General features: G+C 56.2%; 13 protein-coding genes and 1 tRNA gene. 5 read left to right on the top strand and 9 right to left on the bottom strand.

Annotation, left to right across the window (positions count from 1 at the left end; all coding sequences use genetic code 11):
- From AD948_RS01165 to AD948_RS01155, 3 genes are all read right to left on the bottom strand, one after another.
- The coding region (locus AD948_RS01165) for a DUF1178 family protein (protein ID WP_156478880.1) at positions 1-181 on the bottom strand (181 nt) is incomplete at its 3' end.
- 37 nt (positions 182-218) lie between these two features.
- Positions 219-479: a glutaredoxin 3 gene (grxC, locus tag AD948_RS01160; protein WP_061470329.1), complete on the bottom strand. Its 261-nt coding sequence runs from the start codon at positions 477-479 to the stop codon at positions 219-221.
- Positions 480-563: 84 nt separating this feature from the next.
- Positions 564-1,376 (bottom strand): ComF family protein, encoded by an 813-nt coding sequence (locus AD948_RS01155; protein ID WP_061470328.1) that lies wholly within the window; start codon positions 1,374-1,376, stop codon positions 564-566.
- A 47-nt stretch (positions 1,377-1,423) separates the two neighbouring features.
- Between AD948_RS01155 and AD948_RS01150 the strand changes: the two genes are divergently transcribed.
- Complete coding sequence (locus AD948_RS01150; RefSeq protein ID WP_061470327.1) at positions 1,424-2,305, top strand: methyltransferase domain-containing protein; 882 nt, start codon at positions 1,424-1,426, stop codon at positions 2,303-2,305.
- A 4-nt stretch (positions 2,306-2,309) separates the two neighbouring features.
- On the opposite strand, the gene moaA is transcribed toward AD948_RS01150, so the two are convergent.
- The 4 genes from moaA to AD948_RS01130 form a co-directional block, all read right to left on the bottom strand.
- Positions 2,310-3,326 carry a GTP 3',8-cyclase MoaA gene (moaA, locus tag AD948_RS01145; RefSeq protein WP_061470326.1) on the bottom strand — a complete coding sequence of 339 codons (1,017 nt, stop codon included), beginning with the start codon at positions 3,324-3,326 and terminating at the stop codon, positions 2,310-2,312.
- A gap of 185 nt (positions 3,327-3,511) precedes the next feature.
- The gene (gene pgmG, locus AD948_RS01140; RefSeq protein WP_061470325.1) at positions 3,512-4,921 is read right to left on the bottom strand and encodes a phosphoglucomutase/phosphomannomutase PgmG; all 1,410 of its coding nucleotides are present in this window, start codon (positions 4,919-4,921) and stop codon (positions 3,512-3,514) included.
- Entirely contained in the window at positions 4,921-5,805 is an 885-nt protein-coding gene (gene galU, locus AD948_RS01135; protein ID WP_006557643.1) for a UTP--glucose-1-phosphate uridylyltransferase GalU, read from the bottom strand. Before galU ends, pgmG begins: the two co-directional genes overlap by 1 nt.
- A gap of 307 nt (positions 5,806-6,112) precedes the next feature.
- Positions 6,113-6,199: transfer RNA gene (locus AD948_RS01130), tRNA-Leu, on the bottom strand.
- A 74-nt stretch (positions 6,200-6,273) separates the two neighbouring features.
- On the opposite strand from AD948_RS01130, the gene lipB reads away from it, so the two are divergent.
- Complete coding sequence (lipB, locus tag AD948_RS01125; RefSeq protein ID WP_061470324.1) at positions 6,274-6,963, top strand: lipoyl(octanoyl) transferase LipB; 690 nt, start codon at positions 6,274-6,276, stop codon at positions 6,961-6,963.
- On the opposite strand, the gene AD948_RS01120 is transcribed toward lipB, so the two are convergent.
- Both AD948_RS01120 and AD948_RS01115 read right to left on the bottom strand, forming a co-directional pair.
- Complete coding sequence (locus tag AD948_RS01120) at positions 6,941-7,534, bottom strand: LolA family protein (protein ID WP_248845868.1); 594 nt, start codon at positions 7,532-7,534, stop codon at positions 6,941-6,943. The two genes, lipB and AD948_RS01120, sit on opposite strands and share 23 nt — an antisense overlap.
- Positions 7,531-7,869 (bottom strand): BolA family protein, encoded by a 339-nt coding sequence (locus tag AD948_RS01115; RefSeq protein WP_061470323.1) that lies wholly within the window; start codon positions 7,867-7,869, stop codon positions 7,531-7,533. Before AD948_RS01115 ends, AD948_RS01120 begins: the two co-directional genes overlap by 4 nt.
- 44 nt (positions 7,870-7,913) lie before the next feature.
- Between AD948_RS01115 and AD948_RS01110 the strand changes: the two genes are divergently transcribed.
- The 3 genes from AD948_RS01110 to AD948_RS01100 all read left to right on the top strand — a co-directional run bounded on the left by AD948_RS01110 (position 7,914) and on the right by AD948_RS01100 (position 11,004).
- Positions 7,914-8,525 (top strand): J domain-containing protein, encoded by a 612-nt coding sequence (locus tag AD948_RS01110; protein WP_081473519.1) that lies wholly within the window; start codon positions 7,914-7,916, stop codon positions 8,523-8,525.
- 93 nt (positions 8,526-8,618) lie between these two features.
- Positions 8,619-9,626: an AAA family ATPase gene (locus AD948_RS01105; RefSeq protein ID WP_006557648.1), complete on the top strand. Its 1,008-nt coding sequence runs from the start codon at positions 8,619-8,621 to the stop codon at positions 9,624-9,626.
- 25 nt (positions 9,627-9,651) lie between these two features.
- Positions 9,652-11,004 (top strand): cobaltochelatase CobT-related protein, encoded by a 1,353-nt coding sequence (locus AD948_RS01100; RefSeq protein ID WP_248845867.1) that lies wholly within the window; start codon positions 9,652-9,654, stop codon positions 11,002-11,004.
- The last annotated feature ends 16 nt before the right edge of the window (positions 11,005-11,020 follow it).

Here is an 11,020-nt window from a genome sequence, read left to right as displayed (position 1 = left end):
CCCCGCCACTCTTCCCGCCTTTGGCAATGGCGGGGGCCATCAAAGCCTGCCGGACATCAGATGTCCCACACTCAGGGCAGTTTAAAAAACCATTCTGCTGCAACTGCACAAAGGTCGCGCTATCCCGATACCATCCTTCAAACGCGTGGCCGTTTTCACACTGCAAGCGATAACAGATCATCTTCCTTCTTTCTCAGGTGAATGCGCGCTCCCGACCATCACGCAAGCCCAAGCGCCTCATCCAGCTTTCCCTGGCGTTCCAGCCGCATCAGATCATCACAGCCACCGAGCACCTTCTCTCCCACAAACACCTGAGGCACTGTTGTGCTGCCACCGGAGCGGTCATAAGCCTGCTGGCGCTCCGGCGTTCCGCGCGGGGCGTTGATTTCCTGAAACGCAACATTCTTGCTGCGCAGCAACTGTACGGCACGTACGCAATAGGGACATCCGGGCTGAGTATAGATTTCAATGGCTGGCATAGGGTGCCCCGCTCTTTTGTGTTTCAGTTATAGAATGCGCGTTTTTGCGCAGCGCGATGCCCGCCATATACGGCATCGCCCCTTTCATGTCGTTTCCAATATCGGAAAGTCCAGATCAACCTCTTTTTGCAGTGGCACTTCAGCCGCCACCAGCACCGAGACCGAGCGCGCGCCAGCCTGCCGCAAGGCATGAGTACACGCGGTGGCCGTTGCTCCCGATGTCAGCACGTCATCCACCAACACAACAGCCCTGCCCGAGATCAGTTCCGCCCGCTGCGCCCTCACCACAATGGCGCGCTTCATTTCCTCATGCCGTTCCTTGCGTGAGAACCCTGCAAGGCGCGAGGTTGCACGCGTACGGGCCAGAACATCCGGCTGACAGGAAACCCCGGCCTGTCTGGCAACTTCCCACGCCAGAAGAGCCGCCTGATTATAACGTCGCTTCAACAGGCGCCTTCTGTGAACCGGAACAGGCACCACCAGACTATCAGCCGTAAAAAGGGTTCGTCCTGCCCGCCACATTCTGTTGCCAAGGAAACGGGCGTTCTCCTGCCTGTCCGCATATTTCATCTGCAAAATCAGATCTTTGGCACCTTTGTCATACAAAAAAGCTGCGCGTGCATAGTCCCATGCCGGAGGATGACGCTCACATGCGGCACACCATCCTTTGGCGTTCAAATAGGCCTCTGCTGCCTGCGGTGCGCCACATTTGACGCAAAAAGGCTGCGTGACAGGCGCGAGGCGACCAAAACAGGAAGGACAAACCCCACCGGATTCCTCCGTCTCTCCTCCACATAACTGACAGGACGGTGGGAAAAGCACATCAAGCATACCCTTGCCCATCCTGCGCATAGCTTTTCCAAGCGCCAGACCTGTTCGGCCTCCCCTAGATGTCATGCATCCTCTCTTGGCAAAGCACGAAGACTGGCGCAGACCATAAAACCATGGAGGCTCCCATCATTTTTGACCGGCAGGCCGTGCGTCTGCACAAGGCACGTGCAGCACGCTTGCAGCATACGGTTGCTCCCATTCTTACCGCGGCTGCGGATATTTTGCTGGAACGACTGGATGATGTCACGCGCCCGCTTCATTCGGCCCTTGATCTGGGAGGACGCGGCATTATCGCGCCGCGTCTGCTGGCCCGCGGTATGGACGTTGTATGCAGCGAAACCATAATGCCCCTTCCCCACACAGCAAACGTACCAACTGTCTGTGCTGATGAGGAATGGCTCCCTTTTGCACCTCAGAGCTTTGATCTGGTCGTGGCCAACCTGTCGCTTCACTGGATCAATGATCTTCCCGGCACGCTAAGCCAGATCCGCCAGATCCTTAAACCAGATGGGCTGTTTCTGGCGAGCGTTCCCATCCTGCCCACATTGCGTCCGCTCAAACAGGCGCTGGAAATGGCCGAACTAGCCCTGAGTGACGGTGTTTCCCCCCGTGTTTCCCCCTTGCCCACACAGCAGAGTTGCGCCCATCTGCTTCAGCGCACCGGCTTTGCTCTTCCTGTGGTGGATACCGAGAAACTGGATTTACGGTACCGATCGCTTACGGGTCTGATGCAGGATTTACGCGCTGCAGGAGAAACCAACGCCTTGAAGCTCCGCAGCCACGCCATTCCACCGCGAATGCTGTTCCCGGCCGCGGCGGCAGAACTCGCCACACAGGAAGATCAGGACGGATCTTTTGCCATGCCGCTGCATATGGCCATTCTTACAGCGTGGAGCCCGTCTCCATCACAACCCAAACCTCTCCAGCCGGGACAATTTACCCATTCTCTGGAAGAGGCGCTGAACAGCTCCACGTTGTCGGACACAACTCCCTGAGTTGCTATCCGCCCGTGACACTCATGTGGCGGGCTGGCCCCTGAACTTCTCCCGGCTTGGCGCCGAGCATAAAATTATGACCGCGCGGCTTCAGCGCAATGGCAGTCTGTATCCCGGATAAAAGGGCCGCATCATCTCCACCTGAGCGCATGATCTCGCGCAGATCAATACCATCTTCCTGACCCAGACAGGTATAAAGCCGTCCGGTGCAGGATACCCTGACCCGATTGCAGCTATCACAGAAATTATGGCTCATGGGGGTGATGAACCCGATGCGTCGTCCCGTTTCTGCAACCCGCATATAGCGGGCTGGCCCACCCGTTCTGTCTGGCAAAGACTCCAGAGTCCAACGTCGCGCCAGTTCCATTTTTACTTTGGAAAGCGGGAGGTACGTTGCTGTTCGATCCTCGCCCGTCTCGCCCATCGGCATGGTTTCAATCAGGCAAAGATCTGCCCCAATGTCACCACACCACGCCAGCATGTCATCAAATTCATCGTCATTTACGCCAGCCATGGCAACGGTATTGATTCTGATCGCCAGACCTGCCGCTCGGGCCGCCCGAATACCCTCCAATGTGGTAGCCAACTTCCCGCGCCGTGTTATCTGCGAAAACCGTGCGTCATCCAGCGTATCAAGGCTCACATTCACCCGGCGTACACCCGCCTTGAACAATGTTTCCGCATAAAGGGCCAACCTGCTGCCGTTTGTCGTCAACGTCAGTTCTTCAAGCCCCCCTTCCTGCTGCGGGTGATGCAACCACTGACCCAGATGCTCCAGAAAAACGCCTATATCCTTGCGAACAAGAGGCTCCCCGCCCGTAAGGCGCAGCCTCTTGACGCCATGCTTTACAAAAACACGGCAAAGGCGAAAAAGCTCTTCAAAATCAAGAACATCCTCACGCGGCAGAAAAGTCATGCTTTCGGCCATGCAATACACGCACCGCATATCACACCGATCTGTCACCGACATCCGGAGATAGGAAATACGGCGGCCTGCTGGATCAATTAAAGAGGACAACATAGGTCCACTATATAACAAAACACCATCACGTTGTCGAAATCCAAATACAGGCAGTCCCGTAGCCAGTACGGTAGCCCCACTGCGTAAAGAGCATTTGAAAGAAATGAAAGCACACCGTGCCCACCAACAGGGCGTGGCCTGCACGTTCTCGCGTCAGTCAGAACCCGCTGAATTACCCACATCTGCTAGTGGGTTACGCATGCCCCCGAGAAATCAGGCAGCGCTATTCCCGACTGAGCAAGCTGCTCAGTCAACGCGCTTTTCAGCTGTGCAAGGCCTGCTTCGTCCGTGCTTTCGGCACGCGCCACCAAAACGGGTTGCGTATTGGACGCCCGCAGCAACCACCACCCATCCGGAGTTGTCACGCGCACACCATCAATATCGGATATTTCTGCCCCGGCATGATGAAGACGAGCAGCAACGTCTTCCATAACCTTGAACTTGCGCTCATCATCACAGTCGAACCGAATTTCCGGGGTGGAAACAGACTGAGGAATCGTCTGCCGCACCACAGAGAGCGGTGCATCAAGACGAGCAAGACACCCCAGTAACCTTACTGCTGCATACAGGGCATCATCAAACCCATACCATTTGTCCGCAAAGAACATATGGCCCGACATCTCGCCAGCCAGAAGCGCGCCCGTTTCCGCCATTTTGGATTTGATGAGAGAATGTCCGGTAGGGCACATCACAGGCTTGCCGCCAGCACGCCGTATCTCATCAAAAAGAACCTGACTGGCCTTTACATCCGCAATAATGGTCGCACCCGGATGAGCGTTCAGCACATCGCGCGCCAGCAGAACCAGAAGCTGGTCCCCCCACAGGATTTCGCCCCTGTTATCGACCACTCCAATACGGTCTGCATCGCCATCGAAGGCAATGCCGATATCTGCTTTTTCTTCCCGAACAGCCGCAATCAACTGCTCAAGGTTCTTAGCTACCGTGGGATCAGGATGGTGCGCTGGAAAATGACCATCTATCGTCTTATTCAGAATCGTATGCTCACCGGGCAGACGCGCGACCAGTTTTTCCAGAACCTCTCCGGCACAACTGTTGCTGTTATCCCAGACCACCTTTAGCGATGTCTGGCCTCCATCCCAGTCTTTCAGCAAACGGCTGATATAGTCCTCACGAATATCTACGGAACGAACCGTACCGTCCTGCAAGGCAACCACATCACCTTTCGCCGCCAGATCTCCCAGTTCACGGATCTGGGCTCCAAAAAACGGCTTGCCGGCGAACACCATCTTGAAGCCGTTATAATCGGGCGGATTATGGCTGCCTGTTACCATAACGGCCCCATCAGCCTTCAACATGATGGAAGCAAAATAAAGCATCGGGGTGGGACCGCAGCCTATCCGCACCACGTCCACACCCGATTCTGCGGCTCCCTTCACCAGCGCCGTTTCCAACACTGGTGAAGAAAGACGCCCGTCATACCCAATCACAACCGTCTTGCCGCCTGCCCGGCTGACCATGCTGGCAAAAGTCCGCCCTATGGCAAAAGCATCGTCAGTCGTCAGCGTCTTTCCGACAATTCCGCGAATATCGTATTCGCGGAGACTGCTCGGATCAAAGACGTGTGAAAAAAGCATTAAAGGTTTTGAGTATAGTTCTTCAGGAAACCCTTTACATCGTCAGCCAGATCAGGACGATCCAGAGAGAATGCGATCTGAGCTTCAAGGAAGCCGATCTTGTTGCCGCAATCAAAACGACGACCTTCATAGCGCAGGCCATGGAATGGCACTTCGCCAATGGTTTTTGCCATCGCGTCCGTCAACTGCACTTCACCACCAGCGCCTTTTTCCAGCTTGGAAAGATGCGGCATGATTTCCGGGGTGAGAATATAACGGCCAATAATGGACAGGTTGGATGGTGCGTCTTCAGGCTTCGGCTTTTCAACCAGCCCCTTCACTTCAACCAGACGGCCATCATCCTTGCCGGTATCCAGGATACCATAGCGGTTGGTGTGTTCACGCGGCACTTCCGTGACGGCCACAACACTGCCACCTGTCTGGTAATACGCATCGGCAAGCTGCTTCAGGCAGGAGGTCTTGGCCTGCACAATGTCATCCGGAAGCAGAATGGCAAACGGATCATCCCCAATAAAGCTCCGTGCACACCAGATGGCATGCCCGAGCCCCAGCGGCTCCTGCTGGCGCACCGCCACCAGAGACCCTGCTTCTATGGAACTCGGCTTCAGGGCTTCCAGCGCGTCTACCTTGTTACGCTCACGCAGCGTTGCTTCCAGTTCGTAAGCAATATCGAAATAATCGATCAGGGAATCTTTTCCACGGCCTGTAATCAGGCAAAATTCCTCAATCCCTGCTTCACGCGCTTCATCAATCGCATATTGAATGAGAGGCCGGTCAACAACTGTCAGCATTTCCTTGGGCATGGCTTTGGTTGCCGGCAGGAAGCGTGTACCCAGTCCTGCAACAGGCAGAACTGCTTTACGTAAAGGCTTGGGCTTGGACACGAATACGACACCTTGAATTAAGAGTTCAGTTGTAACAAATGCGCCACGGTACCCGTACTATCAGAGACCATATTCCGTCAAATCAGGCCTGACAGCACAATACCTCCCCATGCACGGGCATACTCCCGGCTGAGGTAACGCAGGTGCGACAACAAAGATTACGCGGATTTTAAACAAAGAAAGAAAGGCCTGACTATGGCACTTGGGCCGTTTTCAGACTGAAATAATAATTTTAATCATGAAATTTCATGATTCCGGGAAAAACCAGCTTTTGGTTTTTGCTGAATTTTTCCGGAAATCAGAATAATGGTGCGGCCGAGAAGACTCGAACTTCCACGGGGTATTCCCCCACAAGCACCTCAAGCTTGCGCGTCTACCATTCCGCCACGGCCGCCCCGTGACAACCAGTACCGAAAGAGCGATACCGTTTGGTGAGAAGCCCTATAACCGAACCAACATCAGGCGGCAATGACCAACAAACACTTTTTATGGGAAATCAGCAAAAACCTGGTCCCTTACCCTTATGCTCTCTCCCGCATGCAGGATATTGCCCAGAAAATCCGCTCCCAGCAGGCAGAGGAACGCGTCTGGCTGCTTGAGCATCCCCCTCTTTATACAGCCGGAACCTCCGCCAAACCGGCAGATCTCTTCAACCCCCACCGTTACCCTACATATGATGCCGGACGCGGCGGGCAATGGACCTATCACGGCCCCGGCCAACGAATCGCCTATGTCATGATGGATCTGCAAAAATCCCACGGGCAGGTCCCTGCGCGCGATTTACGGGCCTATGTGCACGCCTTGGAAAATTGGATCATCCGCACATTGGCAGAATTCGGCTTGAAAGGAGAATGTCGGGAGGGACGTGTCGGTGTGTGGGTCATTGATCCGCAAAGCGGTCAGGAAGAAAAAATTGCCGCAATCGGGGTGCGCGTTTCACGCTGGGTCAGTTGGCATGGCATAGCCATCAATCTGTGCCCCGACATGGCGGATTTTGACGGCATCGTGCCCTGCGGCATCCGGGAATTTGGGGTCACCAGTTTTCAGAAACTTGGCCTGCCGGTGACCTTTGCCCAACTGGACGCCGCCCTCGCCAAAAACTGGACGGCGGTTTTTGGTCAGCCCCCTTCAGCGCTTACGCTTCTTCAAGACGAATAAACAAAGTACGGCGCCGCTCATCAACAAGCCGGATCTCATACAAAGCGAGCCTTGCACCATCATCCCGGAAAATTAGGGTAACGAGCCCCTGAGACGGGTTTTCCGTGCGCGCAAGTGACACCTGAAGAATTCCGGCAGGCTTCTGAATGTCCGTCACCGTCACAGCACCTGTGAGCGACAAAGGATTGCCCATCAGAAGTCCTAACGGGTTGTGGGCCAGCCCCATACGGGTTTCTGAGCCTGTCTGACTGTCTTTAAATACGGCGTGAGAGCCAGATGCCTCCAGATCCATGGGATGAGGGGCTGTGTAAATCAGGTGGAGATACCCTGCGTGATATGTCAGCACGCCTCCGCCTGTCGTACTATTGGGCCATGTCTGGCTAAAGGGCACATTCTGCAATTTCACAGCGCGAAGATAGGCTTCAACCCTGTGAAGGTCATCCTGCCCGGCGGGAGCGCCCACTCGGCCTGTGGCACACGCTGCCAACGCCAGCGGCCCGAACAGAGCGATGCGGCGGGAAACGCCATAGCGCATGGGACGACTGGCAGAACCGTCAAACAGAATGGTCATGAAAGAGCTGCATCCTCTTCTGGTGTCCGTAATGTCAGGGCCAGAGCGTGCAGACCGCTGCCAAATTCATAACCAAGCGCGTCATGCACCATGCGCGACCGATTCACGCGGCTCACCCCTTCAAACAGCCGACTGACCAGCAGAACGCGAAAATGCGTTTCCGTCGCACCGGCTTCTGGTCCTCTTGTCATGGCCACATGATGAGCATGACGGCTGCTTTCATCCAGAATTTCGAGCTTTTGTGGCGCAAATGCGGCGGTCAGTGCCTCTCGCACACGGCAGGCCCGTGCGCCACTCGCCTCAGATGTCGATGCAGAATTGCGACGCGAAGCCATACGTTCCCCCTTGCACAGAACAGTTCATGACGCACATAACCCTGATGATGAAGCGAAGGAATACCCGTCATCGGGCGTTCGATCCGGATCCGGACGCCCCGCAGCGCTGCTGTGACATGCCCGATTGTGACAAACCCGCCGGTTATCGCGCCCCTCGTTCGCGTGAGACGCTCAACCAGTATTACTGGTTCTGCCTCGAGCATGTGAGGGAGTATAACGCCCGGTGGGACTATTACAAAGGCATGTCACCCGGCCAGATCGAAGCGCATCTGCGTGCCGATATCGCATGGGATCGGCCATCGTGGGCGTTTGGGCAGAGTTCAGCCCGCCCCCGCAGCCAGAATTTCAATGAAGAAGAGATCCTTGATCCGCTGGATATTCTTGGTCAGAATCGTCGTGCCCGCGCAGAACGTCGCCGTCAGGCGGCCAGACCGCATATCCCCGATGCCCTGCGTGAACCACTGGCAACGTTGGGTCTGGACTGGCCTGTCACGATGGATGAAGCCAAGGCCCGTTACCGCTCGCTGGCCCGCAAGCACCATCCAGACACAAACAATGGAGATCGTGAGGCGGAAGAACGCCTCAAGGTTATCAACGTTGCCTTTACGATCGTGAGATCACATCTTGCAGGAGAGGGTCTCGAAAAAGCTGGCTGATCGTGCCATCCTGCATCCCCTTCTCTGCCCACCGGGCTCTGTGCATCTGGCCGCATGACCGGAAAGCCCACTTAAAAATCAGACGGATAAAGAATGACTGCTTCTGCAAGCCCGGCTTCCACGGGTGACCTCCCCCCGATTTCCGCCCTTTCAGCGCCGGATCGCGAAGTCTCGGTCCGCGAAGTGTTCGGCCTTGATTCTGACTTCACGGTCCCTGCCTTCTCCCTCCGCACCGAGCATGTGCCAGAAATTGATCCGGCCTATCTGTTCGATCACGATACCACCCTGTCCATTCTGGCCGGGTTTGCCTTCAATCGGCGCGTTATGGTGCAGGGCTTCCACGGAACAGGGAAATCCTCCCACATTGAACAGATTGCGGCCCGGCTGAACTGGCCGTGCATCCGCATCAATCTGGACAGCCATGTCTCCCGTATTGATCTGGTGGGGAAAGACGCCATTGTGGTGCGTGATGGCCAGCAGGTGACCGAATTTCAGGAAGGCCTGCTGCCATGGTGCCTGCAACACCCCTGCGCACTGGTGTTTGACGAATATGATGCCGGACGCCCGGATGTGATGTTCGTGATCCAGCGCGTTCTGGAAGTTGAAGGGCAACTCACCCTTCTCGATCAGAACCGTGTCATCAAGCCGCATCCATGGTTCCGTCTGTTCGCCACAGCCAACACCATCGGTTTGGGCGATACCACGGGCCTGTATCATGGCACCCAGCAGATCAATCAGGGCCAGATGGACCGCTGGAACATTGTCACATCACTGAATTACCTGCCGCATACGCAGGAAGTCGGTATTGTGCTGTCCCGCCTGGGCATTGACCCGAATGACAAAGCAGCCCGCGGTACCATTGAAAACATGGTGGCCCTTGCCAACCTGACACGGGCAGGATTCATGGCGGGCGATCTTTCCACTGTCATGTCTCCCCGTTCGGTCATTGCGTGGGCTGAGAACGAACGGATTTTCAAGGACACAGCTTTTGCGTTCCGCGTCACGTTCCTCAACAAATGTGACGAAGCCGAGCGCAACATGGTGGCGGAATATTACCAACGCTGCTTCAACACGAGTCCTCTGCCTAAAAAGGGCTTCTGAAGTTTGAAGGGAGAGCGGTTTTTCAATGGCTGACAGCAGGAGAGGAGCACAGGCTCCACCGCCGGGCCATAACCGGAATCAGGGAGCGTCAGACTCGGAAAACCGGATTGACGCCTTCAAGCAGGCCACAGCCGCTACCCTGCGCGCACTGGGCGGCCAACGCGATACGGATGTCTCGTTTCATACGGGCAATATGCCGGTCGCGCCCCTCAGTGTGGGGGGGAGTGTGCGCCTTCAGCAGCCCTCCCGCCATCTGCGGGAAGACGAAATTTCGCGTATTCGCGGTGCTGCTGATGCACAGGCGCTACGGCTGAAACATCACGACGCCGATCTGCACAAATCCCGCACGCCTGACGATAGCATGGCGCGGGATGTGTACGATGCTCTGGAACAGGCGCGTATTGAAACCGTAGGCGCACGGCACATGAAAGGTGTCGCCGCCAATCTGCGGGAGCGGCTGGAACAGGACTGCCGTGAAGGCGGCCTTGAACGTATGACTGACCCCAGTCAGCTTTCTCCCGCTGTAGCGCTGGAGCTTCTGGCGCGCGAATATCTGACGGGCGAACCTGCCCCTGTGGCAGCGCAGGGTATCCTGCATAAATGGCGGGAAACCCTTCCCCCAAAGGCTTTGCAGGCCCTTTCCAAGCTTAGTGAAAATCAGGATGATCAGGCTGCTTACGCCCGCACATCCCGCCAGCTTCTGGCTGCCTGCGCCCTGACGGAGGAAGACACATCTTCTGACGAACTGGAAGAAGATCCTGACGGTTCGGACGCTGCCGATAGTCAGGATGAGAATGACGCATCCCCGCCTGAATCAGAAGAAAACGCACCGCCAGCCGAACCAGAATCGACCGAGGCCGCTCCACAGCCTCAACTGATGGCCGGAAGTGGTGAAGCCTCACCAGACATGCTGGAAGAGGAAACCGAGGGCAGCGGCGCAGAAGGAACGGGCGATGCCGCAGGGCCGGGCAACCGCCCGGAAACCCCGCCGGGCGAAACCGCCAAGACCTACCACGCCTATACCACTGCATTTGACGAAGAAATTCGCGCCGAAGATCTGTGTGATCCGGAAGAACTCAACCGTCTCCGCCATCAACTGGACCTGCAACTGGCCACCTTGCATGGCGTGGTCTCGCGTCTGGCCAACAAGCTGCAGCGCCGTCTGATGGCGCAGCAAACACGGTCCTGGGAATTTGATATGGAAGAGGGTCTGCTTGATGCTGGCCGTCTCTCCCGCGTAGTGGTTAACCCCCTGCTCTCTCTCTCCTACAAGCAGGAACGCGACACGGAATTCCGGGACACCGTTGTCACGCTGCTGGTGGACAATTCCGGTTCCATGCGGGGCCGCCCTATTTCCGTGGCAGCTTCCTGCTTGTAGGAGAGAGAGAGCAGGG

Origin of the sequence: Acetobacter senegalensis, assembly GCF_001580995.1 — a bacterium.
Classification (GTDB): Bacteria; Pseudomonadota; Alphaproteobacteria; order Acetobacterales; family Acetobacteraceae; genus Acetobacter; species Acetobacter senegalensis.
Note: the sequence above shows the minus strand (reverse complement) of the source record. Positions and strands in the feature narration are given on the sequence as shown.